Origin of the sequence: Shewanella maritima (assembly GCF_004295345.1) — a bacterium.
Classification (GTDB): domain Bacteria; phylum Pseudomonadota; class Gammaproteobacteria; order Enterobacterales; family Shewanellaceae; genus Shewanella; species Shewanella maritima.
Genome location: NZ_CP036200.1, coordinates 3,950,973 through 3,974,003, shown reverse-complemented (window position 1 = coordinate 3,974,003; position 23,031 = coordinate 3,950,973). Strand labels below are relative to the sequence as shown.

At 43.3% G+C, this 23,031-nt stretch carries 18 protein-coding genes; 3 read left to right on the top strand and 15 right to left on the bottom strand.

Annotation, left to right across the window (positions count from 1 at the left end; genetic code table 11):
- Positions 1-157 precede the first annotated feature (157 nt).
- The 5 genes from feoB to EXU30_RS16820 form a co-directional block, all read right to left on the bottom strand.
- Positions 158-2,467 carry a Fe(2+) transporter permease subunit FeoB gene (gene feoB / locus EXU30_RS16840; RefSeq protein ID WP_130601973.1) on the bottom strand — a complete coding sequence of 770 codons (2,310 nt, stop codon included), beginning with the start codon at positions 2,465-2,467 and terminating at the stop codon, positions 158-160.
- Positions 2,460-2,699 (bottom strand): FeoA family protein, encoded by a 240-nt coding sequence (locus EXU30_RS16835; protein ID WP_130601971.1) that lies wholly within the window; start codon positions 2,697-2,699, stop codon positions 2,460-2,462. Before EXU30_RS16835 ends, feoB begins: the two co-directional genes overlap by 8 nt.
- A gap of 239 nt (positions 2,700-2,938) precedes the next feature.
- Entirely contained in the window at positions 2,939-3,475 is a 537-nt protein-coding gene (locus EXU30_RS16830) for a GNAT family N-acetyltransferase (RefSeq protein ID WP_130601969.1), read from the bottom strand.
- An 88-nt stretch (positions 3,476-3,563) separates the two neighbouring features.
- Positions 3,564-3,842 (bottom strand): peptidylprolyl isomerase, encoded by a 279-nt coding sequence (locus EXU30_RS16825; protein WP_130601967.1) that lies wholly within the window; start codon positions 3,840-3,842, stop codon positions 3,564-3,566.
- Between the two features lie 140 nt (positions 3,843-3,982).
- The gene (locus tag EXU30_RS16820) at positions 3,983-5,818 is read right to left on the bottom strand and encodes a DUF885 domain-containing protein (protein ID WP_130601965.1); all 1,836 of its coding nucleotides are present in this window, start codon (positions 5,816-5,818) and stop codon (positions 3,983-3,985) included.
- A gap of 73 nt (positions 5,819-5,891) precedes the next feature.
- On the opposite strand from EXU30_RS16820, the gene EXU30_RS16815 reads away from it, so the two are divergent.
- Positions 5,892-6,404, top strand: coding sequence for a diguanylate cyclase domain-containing protein (locus EXU30_RS16815; RefSeq protein ID WP_130601963.1), 513 nt, complete (start codon positions 5,892-5,894; stop codon positions 6,402-6,404).
- Positions 6,405-6,674: 270 nt separating this feature from the next.
- On the opposite strand, the gene EXU30_RS16810 is transcribed toward EXU30_RS16815, so the two are convergent.
- The 10 genes from EXU30_RS16810 to EXU30_RS16765 all read right to left on the bottom strand — a co-directional run bounded on the left by EXU30_RS16810 (position 6,675) and on the right by EXU30_RS16765 (position 20,081).
- A complete protein-coding gene (locus EXU30_RS16810) occupies positions 6,675-7,919 on the bottom strand; it encodes a tetratricopeptide repeat protein (RefSeq protein ID WP_130601961.1) in 1,245 nt (414 codons plus the stop codon).
- A gap of 10 nt (positions 7,920-7,929) precedes the next feature.
- Complete coding sequence (locus EXU30_RS16805) at positions 7,930-8,544, bottom strand: energy transducer TonB (RefSeq protein ID WP_130601959.1); 615 nt, start codon at positions 8,542-8,544, stop codon at positions 7,930-7,932.
- 1 nt (position 8,545) lies between these two features.
- Positions 8,546-8,950: an ExbD/TolR family protein gene (locus tag EXU30_RS16800; RefSeq protein WP_130601957.1), complete on the bottom strand. Its 405-nt coding sequence runs from the start codon at positions 8,948-8,950 to the stop codon at positions 8,546-8,548.
- Between the two features lie 14 nt (positions 8,951-8,964).
- Positions 8,965-9,492, bottom strand: coding sequence for a MotA/TolQ/ExbB proton channel family protein (locus EXU30_RS16795; protein ID WP_130601955.1), 528 nt, complete (start codon positions 9,490-9,492; stop codon positions 8,965-8,967).
- Positions 9,492-10,847, bottom strand: coding sequence for a MotA/TolQ/ExbB proton channel family protein (locus tag EXU30_RS16790; protein ID WP_130601953.1), 1,356 nt, complete (start codon positions 10,845-10,847; stop codon positions 9,492-9,494). The genes EXU30_RS16795 and EXU30_RS16790 overlap by 1 nt, the downstream gene beginning before the upstream one ends.
- Positions 10,847-11,629 (bottom strand): DUF3450 domain-containing protein, encoded by a 783-nt coding sequence (locus EXU30_RS16785; RefSeq protein WP_130601951.1) that lies wholly within the window; start codon positions 11,627-11,629, stop codon positions 10,847-10,849. Before EXU30_RS16785 ends, EXU30_RS16790 begins: the two co-directional genes overlap by 1 nt.
- Before the next feature lie 287 nt (positions 11,630-11,916).
- Positions 11,917-12,558, bottom strand: coding sequence for a TIGR02466 family protein (locus EXU30_RS16780; RefSeq protein ID WP_130601949.1), 642 nt, complete (start codon positions 12,556-12,558; stop codon positions 11,917-11,919).
- Between the two features lie 213 nt (positions 12,559-12,771).
- Positions 12,772-15,642: a TonB-dependent receptor domain-containing protein gene (locus tag EXU30_RS16775; protein ID WP_130601947.1), complete on the bottom strand. Its 2,871-nt coding sequence runs from the start codon at positions 15,640-15,642 to the stop codon at positions 12,772-12,774.
- 631 nt (positions 15,643-16,273) lie between these two features.
- A complete protein-coding gene (locus EXU30_RS16770; RefSeq protein WP_130601945.1) occupies positions 16,274-17,446 on the bottom strand; it encodes a porin in 1,173 nt (390 codons plus the stop codon).
- 220 nt (positions 17,447-17,666) lie between these two features.
- Positions 17,667-20,081: a DNA polymerase II gene (locus EXU30_RS16765; protein WP_242620250.1), complete on the bottom strand. Its 2,415-nt coding sequence runs from the start codon at positions 20,079-20,081 to the stop codon at positions 17,667-17,669.
- Positions 20,082-20,171: 90 nt separating this feature from the next.
- Here EXU30_RS16765 and dinG point away from each other — a divergent pair, with 90 nt between their 5' ends.
- Positions 20,172-22,244 (top strand): ATP-dependent DNA helicase DinG, encoded by a 2,073-nt coding sequence (gene dinG, locus EXU30_RS16760; RefSeq protein WP_130601941.1) that lies wholly within the window; start codon positions 20,172-20,174, stop codon positions 22,242-22,244.
- 8 nt (positions 22,245-22,252) lie between these two features.
- Positions 22,253-23,026 (top strand): TSUP family transporter, encoded by a 774-nt coding sequence (locus tag EXU30_RS16755; protein ID WP_130601939.1) that lies wholly within the window; start codon positions 22,253-22,255, stop codon positions 23,024-23,026.
- Positions 23,027-23,031 lie beyond the last annotated feature (5 nt).

The following is a 23,031-nucleotide window of genomic DNA, read 5'->3' as shown; positions in this document are numbered from 1 at the left end:
CTCAATAGTAATATTTACGAAAGACAGATGATCCTATAGATCATACTCACTTACAACTACCCTATACATTATTTTGCGCAAGGACGCAGCTTTTTTGAGCAAATAAAAATAAACCCGGCATTTGCCGGGCTCATTCACTCACTAAAACCGCTGAAGATTACTCGGTAACCACTCTAACACCCGGAATAATCTGCTGCGCCTTGCGACCTTGCTTTTTCAACCACTGGTAAAATACCACTAGTGCAATTACAAACCCGCCAACCCATAAACTTGATTGCATTGGATGCGCAGCAAAGGTACCGACTTGATAAACCACGGTAGCACTGCCGTAAGCTAAACCGAATGTCCATAGCGCGGCAAAACGTGCCCATTTCATACCAAACTCACCAACTAATGCGCCCATAGCGGCTACGCAAGGAGTGTATAGCAGTACAAATAACAAGTACGCGAATGCGGCAATAGTAGTGGTAAAACCGGCTTTTAGAGCACTGAAAGTAGACGCATCAACCTCAAGCTCATCGGCAGCTGAGTCAATGGTTTCTATATCGCCAACATCTAATGACAATGGATCTTCTGGTGCAATACCGAATAGGTTCTCAGGGATAGTAGCTAGCGCTTCACTGAATGATTCACCTAGCGGTGCAAGCTCTTCTTCGGCGTCAGCTGGGTCACTGTATAAGCTATTTAGGGTGCCTACCACAGCCTCTTTGGCGAATATGCCAGTAATAATACCGACTGTCGCTGGCCAGTTGTCTTGCTCAACCCCCATAGGAGCGAATAATGGCGTCACTTGTTGACTCGCTACGCTCAGCACCGACTCTTTACTGTCTTCATGGCCAAAACTGCCATCTGTGCCGATTGAATTGATAAAGTTAAGTAGGGTCACAACAATAACAATGGTTTTACCTGCGCCAAAAATAAAGCTCTTGGTTTTCTTACCCGTGTTGCCCATTACTGTTTTAAATTTAGGCTTTTCGTAGCTTGGCAATTCCATCACTACCGCACTGCTTGAGCCTGGTAGCAAGGTGTTGCGCAGCATCAACCCTGTGCCAATTGCCGCTAAAATACCTATGATGTATAGCAAGAACACCAGATTTTGACCTGATTCAGGGAAAAACGCGGCAGCAAATAATGCATATACAGGTAAGCGTGCACCACATGACATAAATGGTGCCATCATGCCGGTTACAATGCGCTCGCGCTCACTTCCTAAAGTACGCGTCGCCATAATCGCAGGCACTGAGCAACCAAAGCCGACAATCATAGGTACAAATGCTTTACCCGGTAGGCCAATGCGGCGCATTAGGCCGTCAACCACGAAAGCTGCGCGCGACATATAGCCTGAGGCTTCAAGTACTGACAATGCCAAGAACAAAGCGGCAATAACCGGAATAAAGGTTGCTACGGTTTGAATACCTTGACCGACACCACCGGCGATAATGGTAACCAGCCAGTCAGGGCTACCAAGGGATGTCATCGCAGCGCCAAGATGATCAACGAATAATGCGCCCGCCGTAATATCAAAGAAATCAATAAACGAGCTACCCACATTGATGCTGAACATAAACATGAGGTACATAACGAATAAGAAGATTGGCACCCCGAGAACTGGGTGAAGCACTATGCTATCCAGTCTGTCACTGGCAGAAACATGCTCTTTCGCATCTACCGCACCTTGATACACCTGCTGCACAAAATCAAAACGGGTTGTGGCAACCATGACTTCGATATTGTCACCTTCTTGCTCACAATCTGTGGTGCAGCGACTTACGACTTCTTTCATCGCAGTATTTGCGCAACTACCACAACCGTGGCCATTACCCAACATTGCCAGTGCGCGGCCACGGCTGAGTTCACCTAACTGATTTGCTAACGAATATTCTTTTAACGCAGTAACACTGCGCTCAATTGACGGTAAATAGTCCAGCAATAAAGGCTCTTCGCTAACTTCACCGTTAAGCAATTGGGCGACCTGAACTTGAACGCGCTTAATGTCGCTCTCATCGCGGGCGCAAACAGCAATAACTGGGCAACCCAATTTGCTTGCCATCGCTTCAACATCAACCGTAATACCTAGCTTTTTAGCAGCGTCGATTTTGTTCAGTACCACAACCAGCGGAATACCCAGCTCACGCAGCTGCACGGTTAAGTACAAGTGACGCTCAATATTGGTTGCGTCAACTAAATTGATAATGCCATCGATACGTTGCTCAGCAATATACTGCTGCGCAATTTGCTCATCTAGCGAGCAATCACAAGTGCTACCCGCTGGCAGCAAATCATAAATACCAGGAAGATCAGTTAGATGTACTTCGGTGTCATTAAGCGTAAACTGACCGGTTTTCTTTTCTACCGTTACACCTGACCAGTTACCGACTTTTTGATTAGAGCCTGTTAGCGCATTAAATAGCGTAGATTTACCCGCATTTGGGTTACCGATTGTGACGCAGTGGAATTGTTTAGTCATTGATAACTTCAACCTCGATGATATCAGCAAGATCACGGCGCATACATAATTTGCTTCCACGCAAGTCTAGCTCTAGCCCTGAGCCCATAGGTGCACGACGAATTAAAGAAAACTGGGTATTTGGTGTAATGCCCATAGATAAAAGTTTACGTTTCACCGTTTGCGGAAGTGACAATTGCCCTATTTCAGCAATTGTGGCGCGATCTCCAGGATTGAGTTCACTGAGTTTCATCAAGCTTTCACCTTAACTTCTTTTTTGACTGACATATTCTATATGTGGGTACATTGAAAAAACTAAACTTGGATCAAACTTTGGCATCGAAACGAGAATAGTTTTCACTTATGTTTTGCATTATGTGATAAATATCGCCAACATCCTAGCGCTGCTGCCAAGATTTACATTGTGTTAGCATTTGTTAGGCACGGGGTTAACTCGCTTGATACTTCGTCTACCGAGTTGTTTGAAGCTTCTTAAACACGTTGCTTTGAAAGTAAACCAAAACACACATCATCATGTGCTTTACCATTGACCACAGTATGTTGCTTGAGTAATCCTTCTTGCATAAAACCTGACTTTTGTAGTACCCGTTGTGATTCAAGGTTAGCTGCTGCACAATGAGCGACAAACTTACGAATGCTAAATTGGTGTGCCCCCCAATCAATCACAGCTTCGAGACTTTCGCTAGCGAAACCAAGACCTTGAAACTCAGGTGCAATAACATAACCGACTTCAGCACGCTGACTTTGCGAGCAAGCACAGCAAAAGCCTGTAATGCCGACAAGCTCGCGGGTGCCGATACGCTCAATTGCCAAGGAGAACCATTCACCACTGTCAAACTCTGGTAGCTCTAGGCGCTGCTCAAACTTACGCCTAATCGTTTGTTCATCTTCAACATCCCTTATGTATTGGTTAACACTAGGGTTAGTTTGAATTGCGAGTACAAAGGGCCAATCACTTGCTTGCAAATTGCGTATTTTTAACCTGTCGGTATATAGGGCTATTTCCATTTAGCCTCCTCCTGGAATGGTGTAAAACTCATGAAATTAGGCAATAAAAAAGGCGACCTAAAGTCGCCTTCTCAATAGAAGGTAACAGCTAACCGCGGCTAGTCACTTCTAGTAAGTGATAGCCAAACTGAGTTTTAACTGGCCCTTGAACCACATTCAGCGGCGCACTAAACACAACCTCGTCAAACTCTTTAACCATCATACCGGGGCCAAACGAGCCTAGGTCACCACCTTGCGCACCAGATGGGCAAGATGAGTGGGCTTTAGCTACATCCGCAAAATCCGCGCCGTTGGCGATTTCAGTTTTCAGTGCCTCACATTGTGCTTCTGAATCTACCAGTAAATGTCTAGCAGTGGCTTGTACCATGTCGAGCTCCTGTTATTTATCACTCAGTCAATTGTCGGCCAATCTTTTTGACCAGCCTGTTATTTGCTAATTTCTACTCATCAACAATAAACACTGACATCATGACAACTTAATGACAAGTGCCAGTGCTTAAATTTACTTTATTTAGCTTGCTCAGCCTTGATCCAATCAGAAACCTTTTGCTCCATGACCGCCATTGGCAAAGATCCTGTTGTCAGGATTTGGTCATGGAAGCCCTTCAGGTCGAACTTATCTCCTAACTGTTGCTCTGCTTGCTCACGAAGCTTCAAGATGGTTAATTGCCCAACCTTGTATGAAAGTGCTTGCCCTGGGATAGCCATATAGCGCTCGACTTCAGCCTTGATATCAGACTCAGCCATCGGTGAGTTATCCTTCATATATTGAATCGCCTGCTCACGGCTCCAGCCCTTTGCGTGTAAGCCTGTATCAACAACCAGGCGCATTGCACGTAGCATTTCATCAGAAAGCTTGCCGAAGTACTGATATGGATCGGTAAATAAACCCATTTCAATACCAAGGTATTCAGCATAAAGCGCCCAACCTTCTTCAAAGGCGGTGTACCCCTTGAAACGTTGGAACTCAGGTACGCCCTCTAACTCTTGCTTAATGGCAATTTGGAAGTGGTGACCAGGAGCCGCTTCATGCAGTGACAAAGTCATCATTCCCCATTTAGGCTGCGCTTTTAGGTTGTAGGTATTGATGTAGAATACACCTGGACGTGAGCCATCGACTGCGGGAGATTGGTAAGACGCACCAGCTGCCGACTTTTCTCTGAAGCTTTCAACTGGCTTAACCACATAGTCAGCTTTAGGCATCACGTTAAAGTACTTAGGCAACACGGCATTGATCTCATCTTTTAGCGCCATGTAACCATCAACAAGATCTTGCTTTTCCGTAAAGAAATACTCCGGCTCTGATGACAGAGAAGCGAAAAATGCAGTTAAGTCACCTTCAAAGCCCACTTGCTCGCGGACTTTATCCATTTCTGACAAGATGCGTGCAACCTCGCTTAAACCAATTTGGTGGATTTCATCAACCGGTAACTCGGTTGTGGTGTGCTGGTTAGCGAGCATTTGATACCAAGCTTTACCGTTAGGTAACCCAGACCAACCATCGGTGCCACGAGCGTTAGGTAAATAGGTGTCTTTTACGAAATTACGCAGTTGAGTCAAGCTAGGAAGCAAAGATTGTTCGATAAGCTCGGCATATGCTTTGGTAAGTTCGACGCGCTCTTGCTCTGAAAATGACTCCGGCAACTTTTCAATTGGCGCAAAGAAAAGACTATCTTCTGCTTTAGCAACCAGCTGGGCATCAAGCTGCGGTACAATTCGCTCGACAAGGGTACGTGGCAAGACAACTTTATTGTCAATACCTTGCTGCATACGCTGCTGCGCTAACTCAATCCAACCAATAAAGCCTTTTAAGCGCGATAACCAATTACGATAATCTTCGACCGTATTGAATGGCTGAGCACTCTCACCAGAACCAAGCTGAACCATAGTAAATACAGTGCTATAGAATTGGTTAATAGGTAAGTAATAGGCAGGGTAAGCTTCGCTCTTTAGCTCTAAATCTCGGTCATACATAAACATGCTATGACTTAATTTTAAATCTGCACTTAGCTGTGTGGCGTCGATCTTTTTCGCTTGTGAAAGGTAACGACTGTTTAAATCATGACGCTGCTTTAGGTAAGCTTCGGTTAAGCTGCCACCAAACTGATCGTTATAATCATTAACCCCGACAAACGTTGCATAAATAGGCTCAAGCGCTAAAACATCTTTAAAATACTGATCAACCATATCGAGGTAAACTTGCGATTGAGTCACCTCTTGAGCTGTTTCTGTTGCGACCTGCTTAGTAGGTTGCTGCACGCTAACACTTGTCGATTCTTCTTTCGAACACCCTTGAAGAGCGATAAGCGACGCTACTGCTAACGCTATCGATGACCTTTTCATATTATTATTCCTTTTTCAGCAAGTACTTAAATTTGAATCTATAATTTGAATAGACTTATTGCGGAGTGCGTCCATGATCTATTCATTCAGAAACTCTAGCTTTCGTGACCCAGAAACTGGGGTATACAATCAAAACTATTTTATGGAAGTGTTTAACCGCGAATGGCATCGTCATTTACGCGAAAAACAAAGCTTGGCGTTATTGTATCTGTGCCCGCACATACATGAAACTGTTAAGCAACCTCATTTGTTAGAATTATTTACTAACCAAGTTGAAGAAGCATTGCTCAGAGCGACAGACCTCATCGCCAGGTTAGATACCAACCATTTCGCGCTAGGATTGTTTAATGTTGATGATGAGGGCACTAAAGTAGTTCTACAGAGAATTGATGAGCAGATTAATCAGTTCTTAGCAAATCACGCTAAAGACCACAAATTTACGATCGACTACAAGGTTGCTGCAGGCGTGTGTCAACCAAACAAAAATTTAAATATTGAAAAGCTGTTTGTTGATGTAGAGCAGCTATCAAGCGCATTGGACAACACGCATGATGATCAGCACCATAAAATGATAAGAGTTCAATAACATAAAAAAGCAGCTGCTACTCATTACTGTTTAGGACAAAGCTAAATAAGTTGCTTTGAGGGAAAGAGTCACGGCGAATGCAGAACAAACGCCATAAACTAAACCAACTCGTATGATGTTTTTACAGCGAAGAAAACATACAAGATATAGATAAAACAATTTTAGTCGCGATTTGACCCTATAAAGAACCTGAGACGAATTCTTCCCTCTACAAACACAAAAAAGCCCCAAATCTGGGGCTTTTTTAATGCTATCGCGTAGTATCTAATGTTACAAAGTAACGTTATGGATACGTGCTTTTTCTTTGATGTAAGAAATATAGCTGTTAGCTGAACGTTTAGTCTTGTTATCTTTAGCTGCTAGTACCGCACGTTGATAAGCAGACTTATATTGCTTCAACGTTAAGTGAGCTAACGCTAACTCAAACTGAGCTTCACCAGGATTATCAAGACCAGCATCAAGTGCTTTCTTGAGAACGGGGATAGCTTGTTTTTGCTTCTGATCAAGAACTAAAATACGCCCCTGCTTAAGCAATAACTCGCCATCATTATCGTACTCAGCCGCGATACCGTAGTAACTTGCCGCTTGCTTCAATTCTTTAGCAGAATGATAGAAACCAGCTAAGATGGTGTAGTTCTTTTTATTCTTCTCGATAAGACCTGACTTCATGTGCTTTTCGAAGATTTTAGCACCTTGATAAGGTGAACCTTTTTGAGCAAGAAGCTGCGACAAACGAGTAATGTTGCCAGCAGTCTCTAAGAAGCCATTCTTGTATGCAAGGTCATACGTCGCTAGTGAGCGGTCGTAATCTTCTGTCATCAAGTAGAACTGAGCTAACTGAACCCAAAGACGTTTATCGTCTTGGAATAACGGCACCATAGTTTCAAGGATCTTTACTGCTTGCTTATAGTTCTTCTGGTTAAAGTAAGCAGTCAGTTTCATCTGATATAAACCTTTGTCAGGTTTTTCACTCAGCTCGATACCTTTATCAGCAACTTTAAGCACTTTGTCCCATTCTTTTAGCTCGCTGTGCGCAATACCAATACGACGGTAAATTTGTGCTTCCTCTTTACATGTGAATTCCATCCACTTGTAATAATAAGGAATTGCCTCTTTAAAGCGCTTCTCTTGCAGCAGCAAATCAGCGTACAGACGTAACGTTGCACCATGGTCAGTACCGCCAAGAACATCAGCTTCAACAGCAGTCTTAAGGTACTTAACCGCAGTTTTCATTTGACCTTTTTCAGCGTAAAAGTTGCCCAACATTCGAGCAATATACGCTTTGTCAAAATCATTCTTTGGGTTTGCCTCTAGAAGGATCGCAATCGCTTCGTCAACATTTCCTTCAGTGTAGGCTTCAAAAGACTTTTGAACTTTCTTAGCAGCACTAGCCCCAACAGCTTTAGACTGACGCTTATCAATCGGACACTTCTCAGCAGCAGTAGCTGTAGTTGCGACCATAGAGCCACATAAAGAAAGCATTAATACGCTAGCTAATTTAGTAACTTTTTGCATTGTCGCCTCCTTATCCCTGACTCAGTGTGAAGTCTAGTTGAACTGTCATGCCAGGTTGTTTTAGCGGTTTGCCATCAACAATCTTAGGCTTGTATTTCCACTTTTTCAAAGCGCGAATCGCTTCACGGTTGAATAAGCGCTTTGGCTCAGCTTTGATAACTTTTACATCTTCAACGCCGCCGACTTCGTTAATGGTGAATGAAAGCTGTACCCAACCTTCTTTACCATCACGAGCTGCAGCAATCGGATATTGTGGCTCAATACGGACGATAGGTGTAGCGTCGCCATCACGAGTCATCATGTTACCCAGTTTGAATCCGGTGTTCACACCGCCTGAAGCAACGCTGCCCATGTTGAAAGACATACTAGTATCGATGTCTGACGAACTTTCTGGCGGAGGTGTGTCCGGCAAAGGTGGCTGCTCAGGTGGTGTAGGTGGCTTAGGTTTTACCCTAGGCTTATCCTGCACTTTCGTATCCTGCTGTTCCATACTGATCTCAATTACAGGAGTATCAGTAGAGGTGTCGGCGCGCTTAGCGCCGCCACCGACCAAGAAGGCCATGAAGACAAACAGGCCGAAAGTAACAGCAGCACCTATAATGAGTGATACTATTGCTCTCAACATATTAGTCTTTCCCCGCAGAAACCGAGATCTTGTCGATACCCGCTTTCTTCACGTTATCCATAACCTTGATAACAAGGCCATGTTCGGCTTCTTTGTCTGCTTCAATTAATACTGATGCTTCAGGTGACTCGGCAAGCATACGCTCAACGTTTGCAGTCACACGCTCGATATCAACCTGACGGTTTTCCATCTTGATGACACCAGTATTGCTTACACCGATAAAGATGTTTGCAGATTTTTGAGTTGTCGCTGTAGAAGCCTCAGGCTTCTTATAGTCAAGGCCAGATGGCTTGATAAACGACGTTGTTACAATGAAGAAGATCAACATGATGAATACGATGTCAAGCATCGGTGTCATATCTACTTGTGCTTCTTCTTCTACACTTGAGTGCTTTTTACGTGACATTTTAAATACTCTCTCTAGTGGTGAGGCAAGCTATCTTTTAGCTTTTCAATACTGATTTTCATTTTTGCGTCTAAACGTGTGCTAAAGAAAACACCCGATAGAGCAGCGACCATTCCTGCCATAGTCGGCATTGTCGCCATTGAAATACCAGCTGCCATCATACGAGCGTTACTCGTACCATGTACTGCCATCACGTCGAATACTTGAATCATCCCGGTTACGGTACCTAGTAGACCAATCATAGGACAGGTCGCTACTAGTGTTTTGATGATCAGCATACGAGCATTCATATCTTGCTTCGCTTGGGATACCCAAGCTTCACGGATACGGTGCGCATACCAAGAGGTTGAGTCCTCTCTGTTATTCCATGTTTCGATAATGTTTTTGTGAATTGATGGTGCTGTAAAGTTTACATACCAAAAACGCTCAAGCATTAGTACCCACATTAGGAATAGCACTGCCGCAACCAACCAGAGGACGTCGCCTCCGGTGGCCATGAAGCCCCTGACGGAATCCCAGATGTCCATCAGGTATAGCATCATTACGCGTTCCTCTTCTCAGCGTGCTCAGCAACCAAGCCGGCACTTTGCTCTTCTAGAACTTGAACAACAGACTTACTACGAGCGATTACGATTGCATGCATAAGCATCAATGGTAGTGCAGCAACAAGACCTTGTACGGTAGTCATAAGAGCCATAGAAATACCACCCGCCATTAGACGTGGGTCACCCGTACCGAACAACTGAATTGTTTGGAAGGTTGCGATCATACCGGTAACTGTACCTAGTAGACCCATCATTGGCGCGATAGCCGCTAGAACCTTGATAATAGAAATACGAGCTTCAAGCGCAGGTGTTTCTTTCAAGATAGCTTCGTCAAGTTTTAACTCAAGCGTTTCAACATCAACGTCTTTGTTATCTTGGTAAGTCTGTAAGATACGACCAAGTGGGTTGTTACCTGGATTTTCGATATCTTTACGTTGACGGCTAACTTGAGCACCAACTACGTATAGTTTGATTAGACGCTCAATAGCAATAAGTGCACCGAAGATAAGAAGACCGATAATGATGTAACCAATAGTACCACCCGCTTCGATACGCTCTTCAATCGTCGCTTTTTGAGTGAATACGCTTAGCAGAACACCGCGAGCCGGGTCAACGAATAGTTTTTCGTAACCAGAAGTCGCATTGTTGAAAGACTTAACGCTCGAAACTTGTTCTGCACCAGGCTGTTGAGAAAGCTCTTGGATTAGACCTAGGTCAGCGTTATATACAACGTATTGACCGTCAGCAAGTAGGTTGTAAGCACCAACACGAGTCACTTCGGTATTGCGAACACCACCGTCAAGACCAGTTACGTCAGCGTTGAATTTAACAACTTTACCCGATTGAACCATTTCGAAAAGCTGGTCTTCCCAGAATTTTTCTAGTTCGTGAATCTTAGGAAGCTCTTTACGTGCACCTAGCTCGGCGATAAAAGTATCACGACCTGGGAATTGTGCAGTTACATTTGAACCAACAAGCTTACCAGCGAAATCACCAGCTTCACCTTTAACAACACCGAACATTTCACCCAAGTCACCTTGAGCAATTTTACGGTCTTCTTCTAGTTGAGCAATTTTACGCTCGTTGTCGGTAAACGCTTGCGCAAGATCTTTACCACGTTGAACTTCAGCAGCTAAAGCCGCTTTTTCACGCTTTAGTAAAGCCGCTTTGTCACCACGTTCGTTTAAGAACTCAGCTTCACGCTTTTTATTGGTTTTGTTTGCATCTGCACGGTCTTTTTGAACTTGCTGCAATAGCTGATCAATTGTCTTAGGTGCATCTGCCGCACTAACCATACCTGAGGTTAGTGAAATAGTAGCAGCAACGATTGCTGTAGAGATAAACTTTTTCATTACTGTGCAGCCTCCGCAGCTGGGATAGGTAGAGCGAACATATCAGGTGCGCCTTGACCGCGAGCCTGCTTAATTGCTTTGCTTAAGTTACGAAGGTAAGTAGCTTCTAACTTGTCCCAACCTTTAGTTTCTGCGTTGTACATCCATGCAGATTTTTGATCTTGGCTTTGTGCGTATAGTGCGACACGACCGAAGTTTAAGAAGTCAACTAAGATTTCTTTACCATCGATATTAACCTGACCAGTTTGTGCATTTAGCTTGGTACCGTATTCACGCTCGATGTTGTAAGCATCTAGAATTAGACGGTATTTTTCAGCAAGTGTTACTTCTGCAGTGTTTAGGATGTCTTTTAGACGCTGAACACGCTCTTGACGAGTTTCTAAGTTAAATGGAAGGTCTAGTGCAATAAACTGCTCTAGCGCATCAACCATTTTAAACATTAGTGGTACAACGCCTTGACGCAGTTTATCAACGCCATCGATGTCGTCTTGGATAAGCTTCATTGTAGCTTCTTGGTCAGCCACTAATCCCGCGACATAATCGTTATAAGATTTTAGTGATTCGCGTTCATCAGCAACACTGCCGTACTCAAATAACATATCTTGAGCTTGGTCAAAATATTTATCTACTTTCTTCTGCGACGCAGCTGTAGATGCATGGATCTTGCTATCAGCTTTTTGCACGTCGGCAAGAGAGTTAGCAACTGCAAAGTTGCTGCCAGCAAGTGCCAGCGCGCCAACAAGTGCAGTAGCGATTTTTGTTCTATTGCTTACCTTGGACATAGTTCCCAACCAATTTGATGTGAATTATAAAGTTTAACTAAGGCTGTAACATTAACACCTACCATGTTAATAAATGTTAAATTCAGCTAAGTTTATCTTTCTCTTGTGATTGTTAGTTTTTCTTCCCTTTTCTATGCCAGCTAGGGCATAGACCCGCTCGCATCATTTCACAAATTGTTGACCTGTGTCAACAATTTGAACTGCTGAAAATTAACTAATGAGCCTTTGAATCAAAATTTAAACTATACCGCCCATTTTATAAACTAAACCTACGTGTGATTGAGCTTTTAATTTTGTACCCAACAGTTGGTAGCTACACATACTCGCTCTGAATCGCCATAATAAGGCGCAACTTCATGGGAAAGGTATGAGGGAAAAATAACTAACTCTCCTTCTTTTGGTTGCAAAGTTCGTAATCCTGACGAGTATGGCTGTACAAGATTGGAATTGGATGGGTCTCGATACATAGATAGTGCTTGATTAGGGTTAAAAAACCGTATAGCCCCTGAATCATTATAACGAGGGTCTGGGTTACCTGTACGCACATAGTAAACCGCTGACCAAGCTGCCATAGGGTGATTATGGGGGCCAATATATCCACGATCTCTAGTTATGTGAAACCAAGTATGATTCATAATTTGGCGGTAGTCAGAACGATCGTCACTTCTCTTGATGTTTTTTATGAATTGATATATTGACCCTAACATGTATTGCCGAAGCTCTTGAACTGCTTCATTTTTATGTGAAAACAAGTTCATTTCACTCTCAAATATGTTCCTTTGTATCGTAGGTGTGCCAATCACATTCCTATACTTATCTCCTTGCTCCTGAATCGATTTAAAATAACTGTAAAGAGCATCATTTAATTCCGTGGGTTTCTCTTTTTGACATCTAGCAACAGGCACGGCAAATAATGAGTTTACTTCCATAATTACTAACCTTCATAGTTTGTTACGACAACGCTTATCCCCTCGCCTCTGCGGCTACGCCTATATAAAATTACGTGAGACTATAAACACATTTCATTGTGCATTTTCGCTAGAAAAATTAGAACTATTGGCACAACTAGCAGAAACTTATAAATAAGCAGGCAAAAAAAAAGGCAGTATCAACTGCCTTTTTAAAAATTTACATCTTATCAATTAAAACTGAATGTTTGCTTGTAAATACCAACGACGACCAGCTAAGTCATAAGTATAAATGTCTGTATTAGAGTCGTTGTAGCTAACATAGTACTCAGGTTGAGTATCGAACAGGTTATTCACACCCAATTGTAGCTTAACATTCTCTAAAACATCATAAGATACTGACGCGTCATGATACCAAACTGCATCCAAGAATAGATTGTCTGGGTTAGCGTAAGCATTAATCTCAGCAGCACGCTCTTCAGGAGTTAGACCATTCAAAGAATTATCTTCTAGACTATGGATATAACGAATCTGGTAGTTCGCTGCCCAATTGTCACCTGATACGTTTAGACCAAGATTAGACTTCCACTCAGGAATAGAACCACCATTCGACGTCGCGAAACCGACATAATCAGTGTATTCACCAGCGCTATCAGTAGTAGAGTTTTCTTTAACCCAAGTAGTTTCCCAGTCGATTCTCCAATCTACGCTAGCAGCTTCAAAAGCGTATGCTACGTTAGCATCTACACCAGAAGTAACTTCTACGTTAGCATTCTCTTTAAGACGAAGCATGCCATCAACCTGGCCACCAGCATCACGAATGAAATCTTTACAGAATGGCGCGTCTGAACCAACACCGCCGCCCACAGCGCTGTAACACTGCTCAAGCTTGTAGGTTGCACCAATTGTTCCAATTGCATCTTCAATTTCAATATTGTAGTAATCTACTGTTAAAGATAGTCCATCAACAAGTGCACTTGCATCGTAAACAAAACCAACAGTGTAAATATCTGCTTTCTCAGGTTTCAAGTTTACGTTACCACCAACGATAGCACGTACTTGACCATCATCCTGCTCCGTAAAACCAGTACCTGCTAGGTCAGCTTCACAGTTAGCTTTGATAGTTGCATTTGGGTTGTTTTGGTAGTTGTTACAAACGTCGGTGTAGCCGTCAAATGAATCACTAGCACCTTGGTTTAAGTCGTTAATCGAAGGGGCGCGGAATGCTTGGTTAGTGTATTTACCACGAACCATCAAGCCTTCAATAATTGACCAAGTAGCACCAACGTTCCAAGTTGAATCAGAACCGAAGGTTGAATAATCAAAGTAACGAATCGCTGCACTTAAATCTAAACGTTCAACACCTGGTAAGTCAGCAAGAACAGGGATAGAAAGCTCTAAATAAGCTTCGTCTACACTGAAATCACCTTTAGTTGGTAGTGTAGCGTTACCGCCACCTGCACCATACTGAGATAACACATCAGGGTTGTAGAACCCTTCTTCAGCACGGTGTTCTATACCAGCAGCAACACCAAACCCACCTGCAGGCATGTCAAACAGCTCACCAGCGATATTTGCACCGTAGATTTCTTGAGTATTGAAACCAGTATCTACTTCGGTATAAGTAACATAGTTATTAGCGGCAGCTTGTTGCTCTGGAGTCATCCAACCTGTACCAAACCAGTTAGCACAAGGTACTTCATCAACACCGTTGCCACCCATTACACAAACATCTTTATCAATAGTTTCTGCAAATCTTTCTCTGTTAACTTGATTTTCAGTGTACGAACGACCATCGTTACGGCCATACTGGTAGAATACTTCCCAGTCAAATACACGCTCGCCTACTTCGAAGTTACCATTGAAACCAAACACAGCACGATAAGTGTCAGTGTTTTGCGAGAAAATACGTGGACCGATATCTGTCATACGACGAGTAGCGATAGTTACATCTTGAGCGTCGTCAGCATTCCAAACACCATCACCATTAACGTCATTAAAATAACCTTGATCAGCGAACCAACCATCAGGGTTAGTAGGGTTATAGTAGTAATCTGCTGCAGCTGTACCTAAATTATTCGGGCGAGTTGGAGCCATTTGCTGACTAGATGTACGTTTTGTGTACATAGCTTCAATAAATGTAGTAACGTTATCGCTTAGTTCATAAGTACCGTTAACATTCATTTGGAACTGTTTACGAGGCGTTTCTAAGTAACTTAACTCAGAATAGTTATATGAATCTTCAAAGAAGCTGTAAGGTTTGTAAGTTGGCTGACCAGGTTGCACAGGACCTAGAGTTTGTCCACCAGGAAGGTACTGTCCTAAATTACCTCGTCCACCGACTGTACCAGACGAACCACCACAGAATCGATCAAGTTTGCCGTCACCATCTAGATCTAAGAATTCAAAGATCGGACAGTTAGAAAACTCACGATCCGCTTGACGAATTTCTTCTTTATCCGTATATCCCATGTAAGCTGAGATATTACCTTTATCGAAGTTAGTACCCATGGTTAAAGAGATAGTCGTTTCTTTACCATCACTCTCAAAGGTTTGACCTGTTTGAGCATTAAACTCTAAACCTTCATAGTCATCTTTAAGGATAATGTTCACAACACCAGCAACTGCGTCCGAACCATAAACAGCTGAACCGCCATCTTTCAATACTTCAATTCGTTTAATGAAGCCTAGTGGTACGTTGTTCAAATCGACACTAGAATCAGCGCCGATACCAGAGTTAACCATACGACGACCGTTAACCAAAACTAACGTACGCGCTGCACCTAAACCACGAATGTTAACAGTCGCTTTACCACCACTACCGTTATTCACGTTAGTACCTAATGCAGCACCAGAAGACGCTGTCATTTGACGTAAAACGTCGTCAAGACGGGTAATACCCATCGCAGCTATTTGGCCCGCATCAATCACAGAAACAGGGCTTGAGGTTTCCATATCGGTACGCTTGATGCGCGAACCAGTTACTTCAATACGCTCTACTGAGTCTTCGGCTGCAACAGCCATAGTTGGTGCAGTGAAAGCAGCAGCTGCTGCACCGCTAATTAGCGCTAAACGCACCGAATTAGCTAAGATATTCTTATGCATTGTCTATCTCCCTGGACATTTTGTTTTTTATTAGCCATCCCTTAAGGGCTGGTCTAACGATTTGGCGCCGCTATCAACACCATCACGTCTCGGACACAATAGAATCACATATGAAACAAGTTCGCAACATCTGAAACAAAAACAGTTTACTACAGTAGAGTCAAACGTTTAAAAACTGTACACAAAACTAAACATGGAGCTGTATAAACCCTTCCCTAAAAGACAAAAAAGTCAAACTAAATCATAACGATGCTCAATCAAGCATGCATAATTAAATGCTCACAGCTCTGTTAACATTTTTTTAAAACTAGTTTCATAGAAAATGTTACTTTTTAAGCGATTCAAGATAAACAAGGCCGAATTTGGTCTAATAACTCATATGAAGTTACCCATCTAATCGATCTCTGGATAAGGTAAATTAGCTACCGCTAATTAGTGGGTGGAGGCAAGTTTAACTAACTAGAACCATTGCAAATTATTAAAGCTCCCAGACTTTACAAAAAGCCTAATCGATTGATAACCATTTACTTAAGAAGATGGTTGAGATGTTTAAAAAACAAAAAAGCCGCTAACTTTTGTTAGCAGCCCTTAATAACAACCGATACACAGTACCGTTGGGTTAGCTCATCAGTTACAAGAAGTAACGGATACCTAAACCTATACCATCGTGATCAGATTTTTTGTTAATTTCTTCTTGAGAGCCCGAGAAATCCGAGTTATCGAAACGACCCTCTAGGTATACGATAGTATTCTCATCCCAGATGTAGTGAGCACCAACAGCTGTAAATTGACGCTTAAACTTGTCACCGTTGTATAGTGCTTCATAAGTATCGCCCGCCTCAAGTACGTTGTGCGAAACAAGTAGACGGATGTCATTGTCGAAGCGGTAAGATAACATTGTTTCTAGACCTTGAGCTTCAGGGATAATACGGTTTGCACCATCAGTATCGTGGAACTCTTGCTTGTTGTAGTTAGCAGCGAAGTAAAAACCCTTTGCTTCCCACTGTCCCCACTGAACACCACCACCGTAAATTTTATCAGTTTCAGTAAACGCTTCACCGTTATTGGTAGTCGCGTCAAACTCACCCGTGTTGAAACCTGCTGTTAGCGTAAGCATATCGGTTGCAGTATAAGTTACAGCTAAACCGTAAGTATTCGAGTATTCAAGTGTTTTAAGTGACGTTATAGCTGCAGCAAGTGGAACTGCGTCTTGTTGCTCTTCAATATTAATCTCTTGTTGATTCAACTGAGTTTGCACTGCAAAGCTAAAGTCGCCAAAAGAATTGCGATATTGAATAGTATTATCACCACGGCCAGTACCATTCACTGAACCATCGCCCTTATTAAAGGTATATGTACCAGAGGCATCACCATCCCAGGTATGGACAAGGTTGGTCGCGCCTACAACATCATACCAAGCACCCCACAGTTTACCCCAAGCAAGGTGACCGTATGTGTCATGTTTTACTTCAATATAACCAAGACGATTTGCAAGGAAGTCGCCAGACTGTGCATGTAGCTTTCCGTCATTGCTATAGTTTAGTGAACTGTTGCCAAATGGATTGACACTCCACTCAAACTTTGCGTTAGCTTCCCAGCCGTTACCCATTTGACGATCAAAACCGAAGTTGATGCGAGAAGCGCCATTTGCCATTGTCGTTTCACCGTTACCATTATAGATACGGCCATCAATGTAACCACCGATAGAAACTGCGTTCTTTTCATCTTTGTATACTTCAATTGCAGATGCTGTTGGTGCAATCATCACTGCAGCTAATGCTGAGGCAACTAACGTCTTCTTCATTTGTACTTACCTTCTTTAGTTTCACATGCTGAAATAAGTGATTAAGTTATTCCGCATATATTTTTGATGCATTGAAGCCTAGCAAAAAAAAAAGCGACCATTCAAAAATAGTCGCTCATCGCTAGGCTTCTTAAACTAAAGTGACACACCTGCACAAGAAACATTGACACGCAAGGAACCAGTTTGTAACAAACTGTCACCATACGGTTTAATATTTACATTAAATTAACATCATTTGATTACTAAGAAGATCTTCAAAATTTTGCCCCAATAGAGCGAGTATCGGCTCAGCTATAGGCTTAATCTGCCGCTCTATATAATATTCAGCATCGACGTTTTCTGGATCTAATTGCACTGGATATGCTCCATGTAGGGTCATCACGTACTTTATCATTCTTCCTTTACGAGAATATTTCACGTCTTTTTTTTCTTCAGCCAAAATTAACGCTGCTTTTACATGGGGTGACGATTTCGCCGTATAATCCTCTGCATTTCGGCGCAGGCGCTTTTTAAATATTAAGTCTTCACTAAACTCCCCTGCACGCACCTGAGCAACAATTTGCCGTAAATACTCGATAACATCTTGCTGTTTAAAAAAGCGTGTATATAAAGCGAGCTGCACTTTTTTTGCTAACGGGCTCCAGTCACTCCTCACCTGCTCCATACCTTTAAATACGATATCCAAATCGCCCGCCACTTGCTTAGCCCCCACATAACGCTTCTTGCTGCCTTCGTCTGAGCCCCTTAAAGTTGGCATGATGAACTGCTGAAAGTGCGACTCGAACTCTAGCTCCAAAAAGCTGTCTAACTGATACTGCTCCTGACACCATTGTCGCCACTTGTTTGTCATCTGCTCTGCTAAGGTGCGCCCGACTTGTTTAACTTGCTCATCCGTTAGCTGCTGCTCGACCCACACAAAAGTAGAGTCTGTATCACCATATATGACCTTGTAGCCTAATTCTTCAATCCATTGTTTGGTAAGCTTCATTATTTGATGGCCGCGCATAGTAATTGAACTGGCAAGCTTAGCGTCATGAAACACACAACCTGTCGAGCCCAGCACGCCATATAAAGAGTTCATGATAATTTTGATTGCTTGCGACAAAGGCGCATTATTATCGCGCTTTGCTGTTTCACGTTTAGCTGCCAAGTTGGCGATTAAGTCTGGCAAAATCGGCTGTTTACGATTAAAGCTTGCGTTCAAAAAACCGGGGATGGCTTTTGATACATCGCTTAACTCCACCTCAGTAAACGCCTGAGCTTCAATCAAACCTTTTGGGTCAATGAGAAACGTGCGAATAATTGAGGGATATAGACTTTTAAAGTCCAAGACCAGTACGTTGTTATAATAGCCAGGTATCGAGTCCATTACATAGCCACCAGGGCTTTCCAAACCTTGACTAGCAGGAAACGCTGGCGCGACATAACCTGCGCGATGTAAATGTGGCAAATAAAGGTTATTAAATGCGGCGACCGATGCCCCAACTCGGCCAAACTCAAGCCCAGTCAACTTTGCTCGCTCAAGGGCAAACTCAAGCAATTCAGTTTTAACAAAAATATCCCAAACTAGCCTGCAATCAGTAATGTTATACCTAGCTAACGCTTGCTTATCTTGATGAAACAAACGAGTGATTTCATGGCCACGGTTATCAACATGGTCAATATCTTTCCCCTCCTCAAGCAAGGCTTGGGACACAAACTCAAGCGAGAAACTGTCAAACTGATAAAATGCGGCTTTTAGCCAATCAATACCATCGAGCACCACCCGCCCGGGTAGATTAAGTGTTTCAGGTCGATATTTATCTTCCACCTTCCATGACATTAAGGTTTGATTGCGCCCAATTCGCAGCGGCAACTGATATAGCGCACAACGCTTTGACAATAAGGCCAAATCAAACACCACAACTGCCCAACCAATAATGATGTCTGGGTCAAAATCAGCAAACCACTGAATAAGCGCTTGAAGCAATGAATACTCATCTTCAACCCAGACTATTTCAAGTGATTGTGCATCAACCTTAATATTGTCCACCTCCAAATCAGGTTTACCAACCATAATCACCAAATTGATCTGCCCTGCTTCACTTTGGCCGTACAAACCAACAGAGTACAGCTCACCTTGCATGCTGCACTCAAGATCGAGCGATACCATTTTCAGTTGACTAGCGGCAGTGCTCAATTGATTGGGCATTCTGGCATGAGTGGCAATAAACTCATTTTCGCTTTGATAAACACCTTTGAACTGGGCTTCTAATGCAATAAAACGCTCAAACAAAAAACGGTTTTCAGGCTTGATATCAGCTTCAAATAGACTCACCCCTAGGTCGTTAGCTAGCTTTATTAACATTCTGTGCTGCTGAGTAGACTTGCAATAGATGGCGCACACAGGTTGGTGACTGAAATTTTTAAGTACGACTTCTTGATAGCGAAACTTAGCCCCTGCTTTTATAAGCGCATCTACATTCTTGCGCTCACAAAAGCTCACCACTTCTTGACCTAACAGAGACACGCGTACAGGCCCATTGTCGGTTTGCAGATAGTAATGCAGCACTAACTGCCCTTGCTCGGTCACCGCATGGCGAGTTAACACTATCCCTAGGATAGTTTCTGAAGCTGATGATGATACTGGGGACACAAGTTTCCTTAAAAGATACTGCTTCTTAGCAAGCCATTTCACTGTTATTATGTACAGCATAATTTAGCTAAGCGAAATAACACAACACTAATGTTAACGGATAAAGTAAAAACCCAGGTTCGGGATATTTACAAACAAATAGCCAGTGCACTGCCAAATTTCCGCTCCCGCCGAGAGCAGAACTATATGGTGGCTGAGATCTCCAAAACATTAGCGGGTGACTATGACAAGCATCGCAAGATCATTGTTGTTGAGGCTGGTACAGGTATTGGTAAATCGCTTTCATATATCCTCGGCAGTATTCCACTAGCGCTCGCCAGCAAAAAGAAGGTGTGTATTGCAACCGCAACAGTTGCGCTGCAAGAACAGTTACTGCACAAAGACTTACCGTTTTTTCTGCAACAATCTGGTTTAGATTTTAAGTTCGGCCTAGTTAAAGGCCGTCAGCGATATGTATGCCTAGCTAAGCTAGATGCCATGATTGGCGCCGACGACTCACAGCTTGCTATGTGGCAAAGCAAACCCGATCAAAGCCAAATTGATAAGCTCAAAAAGCTTAGAGATGACTTTAAAGCGGGAAGCTGGAACGGTGAAATAGACACACTAAAGCAACCCATTGAAGATTTTTTATGGCAGCAGATATGTTGTGACAAACACAGCTGCCACAGACAAGTTGCCTCACATCACCACTGCCCTTTTCATAAAGCCCGTGAAGATGTTGAAACCTGGGACGTACTCATCGCTAACCACAGCTTGTTATTTGCTGATCTTGAGCTCGGTGGCGGCATCATTCTGCCCGATCCTGAAGACATGTTTTATGTCATCGACGAGGCGCATCACTTGCCCATCGTTGCCCGCGACTTCTCTAGTGCTCAGGCAACCTTGCGCGGCGCTAGCGACTGGATAGAAAAATCCACCAAAACCTGCAGTAAACTGCAAAGCCAGCTAAAAACTAATTTGATCATTAACCCAGTGCAACAAATGATCGACCTTAATGCAGAGCTAGTGGTACTACTCGATAAAGTCGCCCACTTTTGCGATACCCAAAATCACGCCTTTAATAATCCAGAGGGGCGCTGGCGTTTTGAACACGGTAAATTGCCAGCAACCTTAATGATGCTAGCGGAAGACTTAAACCTGGTATCTGGCAAAGCCGTTAAGCAATTTAGCAAAATTATCTCAATTCTGACTGAAGCAATAAAAGATGGCGAGCTAGCAAAGCACTTAGCCGAAGCCAACCTTGCTGAAACCGGCTTTATCTTGCAGCGTTTGGAAAATCTCAATAAATTGTGGCGCATGCTTGCCAAAGAAGATAACAGTAAATCAGCTCCCATGGCACGCTGGGTTGAGAGCATGACTGGCAAGCAAAGCGACTATTTATTTAGCGCATCGCCAATTGAAGTCGGCTACATGCTTGAGTCTATGCTTTGGCAAAAAGCCGCAGGTGTGGTGCTTTGCAGTGCAACCTTGCGGGCTTTGAATAACTTTAACCACTTTGCCCATCAAGTGGGGTTATCACTCAATGATGGTAGCCGTTTTGTGGCGCTGCAATCGCCATTTGACTACCAAAATAACGCCACCTTATTTATTCCTGAAATGGACAATGAGCCCACGGCTGAAGGCTACACCGAAGAGCTAGCATCACAAATCTTAGCTTTATTGGAAGGTGAAATGGCTACCTTGGTGCTATTTGCCTCATACTGGCAGATGGAAAAGGTCGCAGACTTAATTGAGCCTAAGCTCAAAGGCTTGCCGATGTTGGTTCAAGGCACTATGTCGAGACAGAAAATCCTTGAGCAACATAAGCAGCGCTGTGATGATGGCGAGCCGAGCCTGATATTCGGTACCGGCAGCTTCTCAGAAGGTCTCGACTTACCCGGCGACTATTTAACTAACCTTATTGTGACTAAGTTGCCATTTGCTGTGCCAACCTCTCCAGTGGAGCAAGCCCATGCTGAATACGTAAAAATCAAAGGCGGCAATCCGTTTTTACAGCTAACTATTCCGGATGCGTCCAGAAAATTAATTCAGAGTTGTGGTAGATTACTGCGTAAAGAGCAAGACTATGGCCGTGTGACTATTTTAGATCGCCGCTTAGTCACCAAACGGTATGGCAAATCACTACTTGATGCCTTACCTCCTTTTAGACGCGTCATCGAATAGGTTTTTCTTTGGATTTATTGTTAGAGCCCAGTCATTGGGGCTTGCTTGCACTAATCGGCATTGTTGCTGGCTTTATCGACGCTATTGTTGGTGGTGGTGGCCTATTGTCCATTCCAGCCTTACTATCTGTTGGCGTACCGCCACATCTTGCTTTGGGTACCAACAAACTTGCCGCCTGTTTTGGCTCTATTACCTCAGCGTATACTTATTATAAGCAGCAGCTTTTTACCCCTAAGTTTTGGCGCACCACAGCCATTACCACCTTTATTGGCGCCATCCTAGGAAGCTTGCTGGTATTTATGGTCGATGCCGCAAGCTTAGAAAAACTGTTACCGCTACTTATCATAGTCATAGCCATATACACCCTTATTAGTCCGCAGGCATTAGGGCAAAATATCACCTCTGTACCAAACCAAACTTCTAGTCACACCAAACAAAGCGCTCAAGGGATCATGCTAGGCGGTTATGATGGTTTTGCAGGGCCTGGAATTGGCGCATTTTGGACCGTTAGCTCAATAAAGCTGCATAAACTCCCCTTATTACACAGCTGCGGCCTTGCTAGAGCAATGACATCTATTAGTAACGTGACGGCACTAGTTGTATTTGCGTTACTTGATCAAGTGTATTGGGTATTGGGCTTTTGGATGGGACTTAGCATGATGGCTGGAGCAGCGATTGGTGCTAAAAGCGCGATCCGCTTTGGTATCCCATTTGTAAAACCTATTTTCATTATTATGGTTGTCGCCATTGCCGGGCACCTTAGTTGGAGCGCATGGGCATGAGTTGG